The following is a 14,056-nucleotide window of genomic DNA, read 5'->3' on the forward strand; positions in this document are numbered from 1 at the left end:
CGACCGGCTAGACGCAGGTTGAAACGCAGGTCGGATTCGTCGTACTAACCTGCAGACCGGGCGTTGGTCGGAACACACCCTCAGCGTCCGACTAAAGTCGCCTGTAGCACGTCAAAGCCATCTGCCATCATGGGCGCTCACCCCCGCGTGTTCACTTCCTTCCGGTTCTTCACTGTTCCGGGACGGAAGCTATTTCTGGTTTGTTTGCGCCCCTGCGCAATCGTTGTTCTGTTGGAGTTTTCAATGCGTCCCCCATTTCCCCTCATCACCCCGCGCCAGTCGTTTGGCTTCGGAGCCTTTGTGCTGTGCGCCGGTTTTACCGCGCAGGTTCAGGCCAGCGGTTTTTTCGAAGACACCACGGCGAAGATCGAGTCGCGCACGGTGTACTTCAACCGCGATTTCCGTGATGGGCACACCTCCAGTGATCAGGGCGCGTCCAAGCGCGAAGAGTCGGCGCAGGGCTTCATTCTCAACCTGCAATCGGGCTATACCGAAGGCACCGTCGGTTTCGGGATCGATGCGCTGGGCATGGCGGGTTTCCAGCTCGATTCCAGCCCCGACCGCAGCAACAGCGGCTTGCTGCCGTCCAGCGGCGACAACCCGCGTGGTTCGAAAGGTCAGTACGCGAAGATGGGCCTGACGGCCAAGGTGAAAGTCTCGGACACCGTGCTGAAATACGGCGCGCTGCTGCCGGATCTGCCGCTGCTCAAGTACAACGACGGCCGCCTGCTGCCGACCATGTTCAACGGTGCGATGCTGACGTCCAAGGAAGTGAAGGACCTGACTTTCATGGCCGCGCGCCTGGACAAATACACCGCCCGTGACTCGACCGATTCGCAAGACATCCGCGTGCACTGCAAGAACAAGCGTTATGCCTGCAACGTCACCGCCGATCATTTCGACATGTACGGCTTCGATTACAAGATCAACGATCGCCTGACCGCGCAGTATCACTACGCCGAGCTGGAAGACATCTATCGCCAACACTTCGTCGGTCTGCTGGGCAACCAGCCGCTGGGTGACGGCGTGCTGAAAGCCGATCTGCGGTTGCTGAAAAGCGCCGACAGCGGCGATGCGAAAGCCGGTTCCATCGACAACCGTGCCTTGAGCGGCATGCTGTCCTACGGCATCAGCGGCCACACCTTCAGCGCCGGCTGGCAGCGCATGAACGGTGACAATTCGATGCCTTACCTCGATGGCAGCAACCCGTACCTGGTGAACTACGTGCAGGTCAACGACTTCGCCGCCGCACAGGAACGTTCCTGGCAGCTGCGTTACGACTACGACTTCAAGGCGATCGGCATCAACGGCCTGAGCTTCCTGACCCGTTACGTGAACGGCGACCACATCAAGGTTCCGGGCAGCGATCAGGAAGGCAAAGAGTGGGAACGCGACAGCGAGTTGAAGTACGTGATCCAGAGCGGCACGTTCAAGGACGTCAGCCTGCGTTTGCGTAATGCGACGTATCGCACCAACTACGAGAAGTTCGCCCGGGACGTGGATGAGACCCGGTTGATTGTGAGTTACAACTTTTCGGTGTTGTAAACCCGTTCAGTTCATTGGCCGAAAAAAACCATCGCGAGTTAACTCGTGATGGTTTTTTTTGGCCTGCGATCAGAGCCAGTGCCAGAACCGGCTCCAGAACCCGCGATTCAAATCATCCTTGCACGCCGCATATTGCTGGCCGTACATGTCCGAGCGGTTCTGTACCTTGCGCGCCACCGGCGGCAGCCACGCCTTGCTGGCATAGGTCTTCTGGCGAAACCCGCCCCAGCCTTCGTGGTAATTGAGGTACTGGTTGTAAGCGTCGTACTTGTACACGCCGTTGACCGAGGTGGTCTTGTCCATGTACCAGCCGACAAAGTCGATGGCGTCGTCGAAGTCTTCGCGGTCGGCACCGTGACGGCCGGTGCTTTTCTGGTAGTCGGACCAGACTTCATCCTTGGCCTGCGCATAGCCCGATGCCGTCGTGACGCGACCCCACGGAATCACCCACAGCAGGTATTTGCGCGGGGTCTTGGCGTCGTAGCGGTAGCCGGACTCCTGATACATGATCGCGAACGGCACCTGGATCGGTACGCCCCAGCGCTTTTGCGTGACTTGCGCCGCGTCGTACCAATCACTCTTTTCCCGAAAAATCTCGCAGATGTTTTCCGGCGAACGCGGTGGCGATGTTCCGCAACCGGTCAGTAGTGCCGCCAATACCAAAAGTCCAACCGTACGCCCCGAATTCAAAAGCCGTCATCCCGTCGTGCAAAAAAGGGCGCCAGTCTACGCGGTCAGGTCAACTGATGGCGATAAGGCAAATCCGGACCTGTCTTGCTGCACGTCAGGGCGGCGGCCTGTACGGCAAACCTGAGCATGGCGTCGATCTGATCGCGTTGCAGATGCTGTACGCCTTCCACCGAATCCAGTTCCTGCTCGGTCAGCCAGGTGATCAACGCGGCCTGGAAGGTATCGCCGGCGCCAACGGTATCGGCGATCTTCACTGCAGAGGCCGGCACCGACCATGAACCGTGAGCACGACTGAACACGGTCGCGCCTTCACCGCCACGGGTCAGGAACACCACCTGACAGCGATACTGCAGCCAGCCTTCGATGACACGCTGCGGATCCTGCTCGGGGTACAGCAGGCTCAAATCCTCGTCGCTGACCTTGATCAGGTCCGCCAGTTGCACCAGTGTGGCGATCCGCTCGCGCCACAGGTCGATGTTCGGTTCGGGATTGAGGCGCACGTTCGGGTCGAGGCTGATCAGGCGCTTGCCGCTTTCACGCTGAATCAGCGCGAGCAGAGTATCGGCAACCGGTTGCACCACCAGCGAGAACGAACCGAAGTGCAGACCGCGCACTTCAGACCCCAGCGTTGGCAGATGCGCCAGGCTCAACTGGCGGTCGGCACAGCCTTCACCGCGAAAGCTGTAATGCGGCGAGCCATTGGCGCCCACCGCGACCATGGCCAGCGTAGTCGGCGCGGCGAAATCCACCAGATAATCCGGGCGTACGCCTTCATCTTTCAGAACTTGCTGCAAACGACGGCCGAGGTAGTCGGTGGACAACCCGGCGAACAGCGCCGAGTCCACGCCCAGTCGGCGCAAACCCACGGCCACGTTGAACGGCGAGCCACCGGCAATCGCCTTGAAATTGACTTTCGACGCCTGCCCGCCGGCATCGTCTTCGCTGAAGAAATCGAACAGCGCTTCGCCACACACCAGGTACATAGTTGTTTGCTCTTTATAAGGTTGCGACATGCAGTCGATAGCGTTCATAGGCCTGCTGGAAGGCTGCGACATTCGCGGCAATCGGCAGGGTTTCACTGTTCAGGTCAAGCTTCACGCAGCGTTCGCACAGGTCGGCCAGGGTGTCTTCGTGGCCGTTGGACCACGACTTGCACCACGCCGCCTGAATCGCCGCGCCCAGGGCGGCGGCTTCGCTTTGCTCGGTGCAGATCACCGGGGTGTTCATGATGTCGGCGACGATCTGCCGCCACACCGCACTTTTCGAGCCGCCGCCGATCAGGCAAATGCTGCGGCTTTGTAAACCATTCTGGCGCAATAGATCCAGTCCGAAACGCAGGCCGAAGGTGGTGCCCTCGACGGCGGCGCGGCACAGATTGGCCCGGGTCAGGTTATCGATCGTCAGGCCATGCAGGCTGCCAGTGGCGTGGGGCAGGGGAGGCACGCGCTCACCGTTGAGGAACGGCAGCATGCTCACGCCTTCAGCGCCGATCGGCGCCTGGGCCACCAAGGCGTTGAAAGCGTCGAGATCGAGCTCGAACAACTCGCGGATCGCGCCGGTAGCGTTGGTCAGGTTCATGGTGCAGATCAACGGCAACCAGCCGCCGCTGGACGAGCAGAACGTGGCGACCGAAGCATCCGGGCTGACCTTTGGCGCTTCAGCGTAGGCGTACACCGTACCGGAGGAACCGAGACTCATGGTGATCGCGCCCGGCTGAATATTGCCGGTGCCGATGGCGCCCATCATGTTGTCGCCGCCACCGCTGGATACCAATGCGTTGGGGTTGATACCCAGTTGTTCGGCAATCGCCGGCAGGATCGTGCCGACCGCTTGATGGGCGTCGATCAGCTCCGGCAGCGCTGCTTGCAGACGGCCGCTGGCATCGATGTCGCGCAGCAGTTGCAGATCCCATTGGCGGGTGCGCACATTGAAATAGCCGGTGCCGGACGCGTCGCCATATTCGCTACAGCTACGGCCGGTGAGCCAGAAGTTCAGGTAATCGTGGGGCAACAGGATCTTTGCGATCCGTGAGAAAACGGCGGGATGTTGTTCCTTGGTCCATAGCAGTTTGGACACGGTGTAACCCGGCGCGATGACCACGCCGAGGCGTTCCAGCGAGCCTCTTTCGCCGCCCAGGTAAGTCAACAGCCGATCGTTTTCTGCGGTGGTTTCGGTGTCGCACCAGAGCTTGGCCGGGCGCAGTACCTGGCCTTGGTCATCGAGCAGCACCAGACCGTGTTGCTGGCCGGAAACGCCGATTCCGAGGATCGACTGGCCGTCGACATTTGCTGCCAGCAACGCACGCCGGGTGGCGAGGGCGAAGGCCTCCAGCCACTGCCCGGTGTCTTGCTCGCGACGGCCGTTGGCACCGCTGATCATCGTGTGGGCGGCGGCGCCCTGGCCCAACACCTGACCGCTGGTGGCGTCGAGGATGATGGCTTTGGTGCCTTGGGTGCCGCAGTCGATGCCGAGGAAGAGTTGTTGGGTTGTCATGAGTACCTCACCCGTCAGGACAGAATGCTTTCCAGAGTCCGCGTCACCCCCTCTTCCCGCAAGCTTTTCAGGCACCACTCAAATGCCGCCACAAACTCCGTCGAACGCGGTATCGCCGTACCGAAGATTTCTTCAACCCCCAACAACCGCTCAGTAATCAGCGAATCCTCCGCCACCAACGCCTGACAAAACGCCGCCCGAGGATCCGGAATCGAATAAGTATCGCCATTCTCATCCACGCCTTTCAGATACAACGCCCAGGCCGCCACCACCAACGCCGCCCGTTTGGTCTCACGTCCATCCGCAATCAACCGATTGATCGTCGGAATGGTGAACTTGGGAAACTTCGACGAACCATCGGAGCAAACACGTTCAAGCTGATCGGCAATCGCCTGATTGGAGAACCGCGCCACCAGCGTGTTCTTGTACTCGGTCAGGTCGATGCCCGGCACCGGCGCCAGTTGCGGGGTCACGTCCAGGTCCATGTAGGCGCGCATGTAGCGCACGAACAGTGGGTCGTTCATGGTGTCGTGGACGAAGCGGTAACCCTTCAGAAAGCCCAGATAGGTCAGGGCCAGATGACTGCCGTTGAGCAGTTTGATCTTCATCTCTTCGTAGGGCGAAACGTCGTCGGTGAACTGCACGCCGACCTTTTCCCAGGCCGGGCGGCCGTTGACGAACTTGTCTTCCAGCACCCATTGCACAAACGGTTCGCACACCACCGGCCAGGCGTCGTCGACGGCGTGTTTGTCCGCCAGTTGCAAGCGATGCGCCGTGCTGGTCATCGGGGTGATACGGTCGACCATGGCGTTGGGGAAACTGACGTTGGCGTCGATCCAGTCGCGCAAGTCCGGGTCAAGCAGCGCGGTGAAGGCCAGCAGTGCCTTGCGGGTGACGGCGCCGTTGTGTGGCAGGTTATCGCAGGACATCACGGTAAACGCCGGAATGCCCGCCGCACGTCGCCTGGCCAGCGCCGCGCAGAGGAAACCGAACACGGTTTGCGGCTGTTGCGGGTAAGTCAGGTCGTGCTGAATCTGTGGCAGGTGCGTCATGAACTCGCCGTTGCTGTCATCAATGCAATAGCCACCCTCGGTGATGGTCAGCGAGACGATGCGGATCTGCGGGTCGGCGAGTTTGTCGATCAGCACCTGGGCACTGTCGCTGGCCAGTAGCATGTCGCGGATCGAACCGATGACGCGGACTTCGGTGTCGTCGCTGTCACCCAGTTCGAACAGGGTGAACAGGTAGTCCTGTTCCTTGAGGTCGTCACGGGCGCGGCGGTCTTCGGCGCGCAGGCCGACGCCGCAGATCGCCCAGTCCAGCGCTTCGCCGGTGTTCATCAGCGCATCGGTGTAATACGCCTGATGCGCGCGATGAAAACCACCGACGCCAATGTGGGCGATGCCCTGGCGTGTGTCACTGAGGCTGTAGGCCGGCAACTTCACTTCGGCGGCGAGGCGATTGAGGTTCTGTTTGTTGAGTTTCATCGGGTCAGTCTCGAAATCAGGCGGCGGCGCGCATCGGGCGGGTCAGCGCCACGCCGTCAGCATCGAACAGATGGCAGTGGGAGGCGTCCAGGTGCAGGTTCAGTTGTTCGCCGTAACGGCTTGCCAGATCACCGCGCACGCGCATGGTCAGGGCTTCGCCGGCGTTGGTCTTGACGTGGCAGAAGGTGTCGCTGCCCAGCCGTTCGCTGACGTCGGCGGTGACTTGCAGGGTGCAGTCGCCCGGTTGCGCCAGCTCCAGATGTTCCGGGCGAATGCCCAGGGTCACGGCGCTGCCGACGCTCAGGTTTGCCGCGTTGAACGGCAGGGTGATGCGCGTGCCGGCGTCCAGCGAAACTTCGCAGCTCTGGCCGTCGACCCGGGCGATCTTGCCCTTGAGGAAACCCATTTTCGGCGTGCCGAGAAACCCGGCGACGAACAGGTTGGCGGGGTTGTGATACAGGTCCAGCGGCGAGCCGACCTGTTCGATCTTGCCGCCATTGAGCACCACGACTTTGTCGGCCATGGTCATGGCTTCGACCTGATCGTGGGTCACGTAGATCATCGTCGCCTTGAGGTCCTTGTGCAGGCGCAGCAGCTCCAGGCGCATTTGCACCCGCAGGGCGGCGTCGAGGTTGGACAGCGGTTCGTCGAACAGGAAGATTTTCGGGTTGCGCACGATCGCCCGGCCGATGGCTACGCGCTGACGCTGACCGCCGGACAGTTGCTTCGGCTTGCGTTCGAGCATCGGGCCGAGTTCGAGAATCCGTGCCGCTTCGCCGACTTTCTTCTCGACTTCTGCCTTCGGTACGCCGGCCAGGTCGAGGGCGAACGACATGTTCTTTTTCACGGTCATGTGCGGATACAGCGCGTAGGTCTGGAACACCATCGCCAGGTCACGCTTGGCCGGGCTGACTTCGGTGATGTCGCGCCCGTCCAGTTCGATGGTGCCGCCGCTGACTTCTTCCAGGCCGGCGATCAGTCGCAGCAGGGTGGATTTGCCGCAGCCCGACGGGCCGACGAATACCACGAATTCCTTGTCGTTCACCTCAAGGTCGATGCCCTTGATGATGGAAAAGCCTTCGAAGCCTTTTTGCAGATTCTTGATTTTCAGGTTGGCCATGATGGCGCTCCTTTTATATTTGTTCTTTAAGGGCTATTTCACGGCGCCGAACGACAGGCCGCGCACCAGTTGTTTCTGGCTGATCCAGCCGAAGATCAGGATCGGCGCGCAGGCAAGCGTCGAGACGGCCGACAACTTGGCCCAGAACAATCCTTCGGGGCTTGAGTAGGAGGCGATCAACGCGGTCAGCGGCGCGGCTTTGGACGAGGTCAGGTTCAGCGACCAGAACGCTTCGTTCCAGCACAGGATCAGCGACAGCAGCACGGTCGAGGCCAGCCCGCCCTTGGCGATTGGCAGCAGCACCCGGAGCATTTCCTGCATCAGCGTGGCGCCGTCGAGGCGGGCGGCTTCGAGGATGTCCTTGGGGATGTCTTTGAAGTAGGTGTAAATCATCCAGACCACGATCGGCAGGTTGATCAGCGTGTAGATCACGATCAGCGCAATACGCGTGTCGAGCAGGCCGAAACTCTTGGCCAGCAGGTAGATCGGCATCAGCACGCCCACCGGCGGCAGCATTTTGGTGGAGAGCATCCACAGCAGCGTGCCCTTGGTGCGCTGGGTTTCGTAGAACGCCATCGAGTAGGCCGCCGGCACCGCGATCAGCAGGCAAAGAGCCGTGGCGCTGAAGGAAATCACCACCGAGTTCCAGGCAAAACTGAAGTAATCACTGCGCTCGTTGATGTGCAGGTAGTTCTCCAGCGTCGGCGTGAAGATGAACTGGGGCGGCGTGGCGAAGGCGTCGATTTCGGTCTTGAAACTGGTCAGCACCATCCAGAAGATCGGGAAGAAAATGATGATCGCGATGGCCCAGGCCAGCGTGCCGAGCAGCAGGCTTTGCAGCCGGCGGGATTGTTGGAGAGTCATGGCAGGCCTCAGGCTTTGTCAGTCAGGTTTTTACCGATCATCCGCACCAGAATGATCGCGGCGATGTTGGCGATGACCACGGCGATCAGGCCGCCGGCCGAGGCCATGCCGACGTCGAACTGCACCAGCGCCTGGTTGTAGATCAGGTAGGCGAGGTTGGTCGACGCGTAGCCGGGGCCGCCGTTGGTGGTGGTGAAGATTTCGGCGAACACCGACAGCAGGAAGATGGTTTCAATCATCACCACCACGGCAATCGGCCGCGCCAGATGCGGCAGGGTCAGGTGCCAGAAGATCGCGACAGGGCCGGCGCCGTCGAGGCGGGCGGCTTCTTTCTGTTCCTGGTCGAGGGACTGCATGGCGGTCATCAGGATCAGGATTGCGAAGGGCAGCCATTGCCAGGAAACAATGATGATGATCGACAGCAGCGGGTAGTGCGCCAGCCAGTCCACCGGTTGCGCGCCGAACAGCTTCCAGAGGTAGGCGAGGATCCCGGAGACCGGGTGGAAGATCAGGTTCTTCCAGATCAGCGCACCGACCGTGGGCATGATGAAGAATGGTGAAATCAGCATCACCCGCACGATGCCGCGGCCGAAGAACTCGCTGGCCTCCAGCAGCGCACTGATCAACACACCGAACACCACGCTGATCAGCAACACGCTGCCCACCAGCAGCAAGGTGTTGGTGGCGCCGGGCAGGAACCCGGAGTCGGTCAGAAAGTAGGTGAAGTTATCCAGCCCGACGAATTCATTGATGCCCGGGTCGAGCAGGTTGTAGCGGATCATCGAGAAATAGACGGTCATGCCCAGCGGCACGATCATCCACAGCAGCAACAGGGCCACCGAAGGGCTGACCAGAAACCAGCCGGGATTGGCCACGCGGTTTTTGCGCTGGGGTTGCGACAGGTCGATGTGGGCTTTGGCAGTTGAAGTATTCATGGCGATCACGTACTCGAGATACAGCGAGTTCTTTGAAGGGAGGGAGCAAGCTCCCTTCCTTCAATTGAAGAGGGCAGTGGTTACTTGGGGTAACCCGCGCGCTTCATCTCGCGTTCGGTGGTTTGCTGGGCGGCGGTCAGCGCCTGGTCGACCGTGGTCTGGCCGATCAGTGCCGCCGAGAACAGCTTGCCGACCTGGGTGCCCACACCCTGGAACTCAGGAATGGTCACCAGTTGAATGCCGATGTAAGGCACAGGCTTGAGGGTCGGTTTGCTCGGGTCAGCCGCTTTCAGCGACTCCAGCGTGACCTTGGCAAACGGTGCGGCGCTCATGTAGGCGTCGCTGTAGGTCGAGGCACGAGTACCCGGCGGTACATTGGCGATGCCGTCGGTCTTGGCGACCAGTTCGCCGTACTCTTTTGAGGTGGCCCAGGCACTGAATTCTTTGGCGGCGTCCTTGGCCTTGGAGCTGGTCGGAATCGCCAGCGCCCACGAGTACAGCCACGCCGAGCCTTTATCGGTGACCTGATGCGGCGCAAAGGTGAAGCCGACGTGATCGGCGACCTTGCTCTGGGTCTTGTCGGTGACGAACGAGCCGGCGACGCTGGCATCGACCCAGATTGCGCATTTGCCACTGTTGAACAGCGCGAGGTTTTCGTTGAAACCGTTGCTGGAGGCACCCGGTGGGCCGGACTTCTTCATGGTGTCGACGTAGAAGTTCAGCGCGTTCTTCCATTCCGGGCCACTGAATTCGGGTTTCCACTGCTCATCGAACCAGCGTGCGCCGTAAGCGTTGGCCACGGTGGTGATCAGCGCCATATTCTCGCCCCAACCGGCCTTGCCGCGCAGGCAGATGCCGTATTGCTCCTTGTCCTTGTTGGTGAGTTTTTCGGCGAAGCCTGCGATCTGCTCCCAGGTCGGACGCTCCGGCATGGTCAGGCCGGCGTCCTTGAACAGGTCGGTGCGGTAATAGGTGATCGAGCTTTCGGCGTAGAACGGCAAGGCGTACAGCGAACCCTTGACCGACAGGCCTTCACGCACCGACGGGAACACATCGTCGAGGGCGTAGCTGGTCGGCAGATCCTTCATCGGTTCCAGCCATCCTTTTGCACCCCAGAGTGCGGCTTCGTACATGCCGATGGTCAACACGTCGAACTGACCGCCCTGGGTGGCAATGTCGGTGGTCAGGCGCTGACGCAGGACGTTTTCTTCCAGCACGACCCAGTTCAACTTGATGTCCGGATGCTCGGTCTCGAAGGTTTTCGAGAGCTTTTGCATGCGGATCATGTCGCTGTTGTTGACGGTGGCGATGGTCAGGGTCTGGGCGCCAAGGCTGACGCTGCTGAGGGTCATGCAGGTGAGGGCAAGCAGAGCTTTTGCAGTGGGTTGCATCGTGCACTCCTTTTCTGCACCCGGTGGGGGACAGAAGGACAGTTATTGTTTTTGTGTCTTCCGGCTGCAGGAAGAATGTGCACTGATTACAGCCTTCAATCGCTGGGCTGACAAATCATCCCTAGCACTTGAATCGATACTTTTTTGCACTCTCGATTGAGGCGACAAACACAGGGAAGGGCGTTTCAGGACGGCGAGGGCAATGAAACCGTACAGGTTTTCGGGCGTCAGCCGTGGTTTTGCTCGGTCAGACGCTGCACCACCAGCCGCCGATAATGCGAGGGCGTCATGCCTTTGAGCTGCTGAAAGCGCCGATTGAAATTGGAGATGTTGTTGAAGCCCGATTCGAAACACACCTCGGTCACCGGTTTGTCACCGTCCGCCAGCAGTTCACAGGATTTGCTGATGCGCAGACGGTTGACGAATTCGATGAAATTGCGCCCCGTGGCCTGCTTGAACACGCGGCTGAAATAGGTCGGTTTCATGCCCAGGTGTTCGGCGACTTCCTCCAGCGGCAGTTCGCGGGCGTAGTGGGCGAAGATGTAATCCACCGCGCGGTTGGTGCGGTCGATGTTGTGTTCGTCGGCCAGTTGCGGCGTGGTTGCTCCAGACAGCAATTGGTAGTCGTCGGAGGCCGCCAGCAATTCCATCAGGATGAAAAAGTGTCCGAGACGGGTGATCCCGCTTGAATCGGCGATGCGTTGCATCAGGGTCATGGCCTGACGAATCGTCTGCGGTGAGCGGAATTCGATGCCGTACTGCGCGCGTTCCAGCAGTGGCGCCAGAGTCTTGAGTTCGGCGAACACCTGATGGCCGCTTTCGAACAGTTCATCGGTGAAGTTAACCAGCATGTCGCGTTTCTCGACCACTTCGTCTTCGGCCACCTGGCTGATCCAGTTGTGCGGCAGGTTGGGGCCGGTGAGGAACAGCGTCTGCGGGTAGAAGTTGCCGATGTAGTCGCCGATGAATACCTTGCCCGAACTGGCCACGATCAGGTGCAGTTCGTATTCCTTGTGAAAATGCCAGCGCACCAGCGGGCAGGGGAAGCCGTGCTGGCGATAGATGATGGACAACCCGTTGTGGTCATCCATCAATTCATAAGAGGGGTCGGTGACGCGGGCGGTTCGGGTCATGGTCGGGCGCTTTTTTTGTTATCGCCCGGCGATCATGCCTCTTTGCGCGCCCGTTACGCCAGCAGGCGATCAGCGGGGCGCAGGTGGGCCTTGGTTTGATTCACGGCACGGCAGAACGACACGATGTTGCTCTCTTCGATGAAGTCGACGTTGATGACGTTGCACTTCATTGCCCAATCACTGTTGTCTGGATCGAACCACTCGTTCAGTTCTTTATGAATATCAACCGGGCCGCCCAGTGCGGTGTAACAGGTGGCGGACAACGACCAGGGTTTCCACGCGCCAGGTGGGGATTTCAGGACATTGCCGATGAACTGTTTCAACTCCGCCGAGCCGGTCAGATCGCTGCCCGACCATTCATGGTTGATGTAATCGATGAACACGTTGCGATCAAGTTGCCAGTGTGACCGAGCGGCCGCGAATACACGTTGCTCTTTGCTGATGTGTTTGAGTTGCCCAAGGCCGGCGCTCAGGTTTCTGCTCGGGATCAAGCGATGTCCGAGCAGGTGAATCATCATTTTATTGAAGTAGTCATAATCGAAGTCGTTACCGTCGAGACTGTGGAAGTCCAGAACAATGAACTCGTCCGGGTTTTTCTTCAGAAAGTTTTCTACGTCGGTGATCAAGCTGCCCAGGGTTCGGGAGTTGCGGTGTCCGCCATGGTGAGCACGGAATCTGCCGACGCCTTCGGCCTTTGGCTCGTAGGCCAGGCGAATGTCCAGCACCCGTGCGCCATGGTGAAGTTGGGCGTGAAACGAGTCATGCTGGCAAGCCAGCCAATGACGGGGTGGGCCGAACACTGGATAACTGGCGCGCCAGTCGCTGCCGGCGTTGTGGGTTCCCGGCAGGGTCAGTTCGGATATCGAAAGTGAATCAATGGACGGTGTCGCCGCCATCCAGTTATAGGAGGCGTAGTTATTGATATCGGTCATGCATGCATCCTGCATAAGTTAATTGAGACGCCACTCTTTAATAACGAAAGTGGCGCGGGCAGGATGTTTATAGTGTTTAGCTTTTCAGATGGCTATCTATCGATTGATACAGGTTGTTGGTTGTTGTGTTTATAAATTTCCGGGCTTTATTGTTTGTTTGCATTCTTTGCTTCAATCCACTGCGCCATGTATTGCGTGCTCTTGTGCGAGTGATGTCGCAACATGCTGCCGGTGAAGTTGTTGCGTCTTAGTTGGGCAATGTTTGCGCGACAGTCCAGCAGTTTGTTGATCAGCGCCGCCCCATGTATGGCCTGCTGATAAACCTCCTGGAGTAGCGCGTGCCCCTGGGATTGGGCCGCTTGCCAACGCACCTCGTCTCGATAAAGCTCGACCGCGGCATTGGCCAGATCCTGCGCCGTACGGCAGACAGCGCCCGGCCAGGGTTGGTCGGTATGCATGCCTTCAGCGCCAATCGGCGTGGTGACACTCGGCGTGCCGCAAAGCATGGCATCGATCAGTTTGCCCTTGATGCCGGCGCCAAAACGCAGGGGCGCCAGGCAGATGCGCGCATCGGACATGACCTGCAACGCATCCTCGGCCCAGTTCATGATGTGAAAACCCTGCGCTGCATTGTGCAGTGCTGCAGCCTTGGGCGGCGTGTAGGCGCCGTAGATGTGCAATTGTGCTTTGGGCAGTTGTTCGCGGATCAGTGGCCAGACGCTCGACTTCATCCATAAAACCGCGTCCCAGTTCGGCGCGTGACGGAAATTGCCAATACTGAGGAAGTGCGCGCGCTCCTCGAAAGGTTTTGCCGGTGCGCTGGGCGGTTCGACCATCAACGGACACCAGTGCAACAACTCGGGCGGCAGCTTGAACTGCTGCACCAGCAACTCGATTTCCACCTGCGAAATCATCAGGTTCAGATCGCAGCGGTAGAGCGCGGCGATCTCGCGCTTGGCCAGGTCGGTGTCGGCCATCAGGTCGAACTCTTCGGCCAGCGCCGGGGCAAACAGCTGATCGAAATCGTTGGCGTCATCGCTGAGCTTGAGGCGATCCTTCAACCGCTGATGACGGGCATGCCGCAGGCTTTGCAGATCCGATGTTTCCAGAACGCGCAAGGCATCAGGGCAGTGCTTTTCCACTCGCCAGCCGAACTGCTCTTCGATCATGAACTGGTCGAACAGCACGATATCCGGGGCGAGGTCGCTGATGAAGGTGTCGAAGCTGCTGTTGTTCAGCTCGATCGGGACTTCGCGGATGCCCAATGCAGTCAGGTCGGCGCGGTGCTCACCGGTGCCGGCAGGGCTGGCAAAGGTGATTTGCCAGCCTTGTTGCAGGAAGGTCTCGAGAATCTGCATCACGTGCCCGCTCGCAGCGGAGGAGCGGGGTTCCGGCCAGACGTAACCAATGACGAGGACTTTGGTTGCGGGCTGACTCATGAGAAACGATTCCTGGGACGAAGAGAC

Annotated in this window: 12 protein-coding genes; 1 reads left to right on the plus strand and 11 read right to left on the minus strand. The window is 59.7% G+C overall.

The window, feature by feature from the left end:
* The first annotated feature begins 243 nt into the window (after positions 1–243).
* On the plus strand, positions 244–1,545 hold the full coding sequence (locus AC1RMX_RS04785) for an OprD family porin (protein ID WP_096820353.1): 1,302 nt from the start codon (positions 244–246) through the stop codon (positions 1,543–1,545).
* A 69-nt stretch (positions 1,546–1,614) separates the two neighbouring features.
* On the opposite strand, the gene AC1RMX_RS04790 is transcribed toward AC1RMX_RS04785, so the two are convergent.
* The 11 genes from AC1RMX_RS04790 to AC1RMX_RS04840 all read right to left on the minus strand — a co-directional run bounded on the left by AC1RMX_RS04790 (position 1,615) and on the right by AC1RMX_RS04840 (position 14,029).
* Entirely contained in the window at positions 1,615–2,235 is a 621-nt protein-coding gene (locus tag AC1RMX_RS04790) for a transglycosylase SLT domain-containing protein (protein ID WP_493070725.1), read from the minus strand.
* 44 nt (positions 2,236–2,279) lie between these two features.
* Positions 2,280–3,218 carry a carbohydrate kinase family protein gene (locus AC1RMX_RS04795; protein ID WP_096820355.1) on the minus strand — a complete coding sequence of 313 codons (939 nt, stop codon included), beginning with the start codon at positions 3,216–3,218 and terminating at the stop codon, positions 2,280–2,282.
* Positions 3,219–3,231: 13 nt separating this feature from the next.
* Positions 3,232–4,728, minus strand: a complete 1,497-nt coding sequence (xylB, locus tag AC1RMX_RS04800) for a xylulokinase (RefSeq protein ID WP_096820356.1) — start codon at positions 4,726–4,728, stop codon at positions 3,232–3,234.
* Between the two features lie 14 nt (positions 4,729–4,742).
* Positions 4,743–6,215, minus strand: a complete 1,473-nt coding sequence (locus tag AC1RMX_RS04805; protein WP_102619821.1) for a mannitol dehydrogenase family protein — start codon at positions 6,213–6,215, stop codon at positions 4,743–4,745.
* A gap of 16 nt (positions 6,216–6,231) precedes the next feature.
* Entirely contained in the window at positions 6,232–7,335 is a 1,104-nt protein-coding gene (locus tag AC1RMX_RS04810) for an ABC transporter ATP-binding protein (protein ID WP_493070728.1), read from the minus strand.
* A gap of 33 nt (positions 7,336–7,368) precedes the next feature.
* The gene (locus AC1RMX_RS04815) at positions 7,369–8,199 is read right to left on the minus strand and encodes a carbohydrate ABC transporter permease (RefSeq protein ID WP_096820359.1); all 831 of its coding nucleotides are present in this window, start codon (positions 8,197–8,199) and stop codon (positions 7,369–7,371) included.
* An 8-nt stretch (positions 8,200–8,207) separates the two neighbouring features.
* Positions 8,208–9,134, minus strand: a complete 927-nt coding sequence (locus tag AC1RMX_RS04820; RefSeq protein ID WP_096820360.1) for a carbohydrate ABC transporter permease — start codon at positions 9,132–9,134, stop codon at positions 8,208–8,210.
* A gap of 80 nt (positions 9,135–9,214) precedes the next feature.
* Positions 9,215–10,525 (minus strand): ABC transporter substrate-binding protein, encoded by a 1,311-nt coding sequence (locus AC1RMX_RS04825; protein ID WP_493070730.1) that lies wholly within the window; start codon positions 10,523–10,525, stop codon positions 9,215–9,217.
* A gap of 227 nt (positions 10,526–10,752) precedes the next feature.
* Entirely contained in the window at positions 10,753–11,658 is a 906-nt protein-coding gene (locus AC1RMX_RS04830) for an AraC family transcriptional regulator (protein ID WP_096820362.1), read from the minus strand.
* A gap of 53 nt (positions 11,659–11,711) precedes the next feature.
* Positions 11,712–12,590 (minus strand): PI-PLC domain-containing protein, encoded by an 879-nt coding sequence (locus tag AC1RMX_RS04835; protein WP_096820363.1) that lies wholly within the window; start codon positions 12,588–12,590, stop codon positions 11,712–11,714.
* Between the two features lie 146 nt (positions 12,591–12,736).
* Entirely contained in the window at positions 12,737–14,029 is a 1,293-nt protein-coding gene (locus AC1RMX_RS04840) for a glycosyltransferase (protein WP_493070732.1), read from the minus strand.
* Positions 14,030–14,056 lie beyond the last annotated feature (27 nt).

The sequence above is a fragment of the Pseudomonas sp. GW822-FHT03F04 genome, from assembly GCF_058801405.1.

What these genes read in the sequence shown, in the direction of transcription:
- AC1RMX_RS04785 (WP_096820353.1), top strand. Translation starts at nt 244, where the DNA reads ATGCGTCCCCCATTTCCCCTCATCACCCCGCGCCAGTCGTTTGGCTTC.
- AC1RMX_RS04795 (WP_096820355.1), bottom strand. Translation starts at nt 3,218, where the DNA reads ATGTACCTGGTGTGTGGCGAAGCGCTGTTCGATTTCTTCAGCGAAGAC.
- xylB (WP_096820356.1), bottom strand. Translation starts at nt 4,728, where the DNA reads ATGACAACCCAACAACTCTTCCTCGGCATCGACTGCGGCACCCAAGGC.
- AC1RMX_RS04805 (WP_102619821.1), bottom strand. Translation starts at nt 6,215, where the DNA reads ATGAAACTCAACAAACAGAACCTCAATCGCCTCGCCGCCGAAGTGAAG.
- AC1RMX_RS04810 (WP_493070728.1), bottom strand. Translation starts at nt 7,335, where the DNA reads ATGGCCAACCTGAAAATCAAGAATCTGCAAAAAGGCTTCGAAGGCTTT.
- AC1RMX_RS04815 (WP_096820359.1), bottom strand. Translation starts at nt 8,199, where the DNA reads ATGACTCTCCAACAATCCCGCCGGCTGCAAAGCCTGCTGCTCGGCACG.
- AC1RMX_RS04820 (WP_096820360.1), bottom strand. Translation starts at nt 9,134, where the DNA reads ATGAATACTTCAACTGCCAAAGCCCACATCGACCTGTCGCAACCCCAG.
- AC1RMX_RS04825 (WP_493070730.1), bottom strand. Translation starts at nt 10,525, where the DNA reads ATGCAACCCACTGCAAAAGCTCTGCTTGCCCTCACCTGCATGACCCTC.
- AC1RMX_RS04830 (WP_096820362.1), bottom strand. Translation starts at nt 11,658, where the DNA reads ATGACCCGAACCGCCCGCGTCACCGACCCCTCTTATGAATTGATGGAT.
- AC1RMX_RS04835 (WP_096820363.1), bottom strand. Translation starts at nt 12,590, where the DNA reads ATGACCGATATCAATAACTACGCCTCCTATAACTGGATGGCGGCGACA.
- AC1RMX_RS04840 (WP_493070732.1), bottom strand. Translation starts at nt 14,029, where the DNA reads ATGAGTCAGCCCGCAACCAAAGTCCTCGTCATTGGTTACGTCTGGCCG.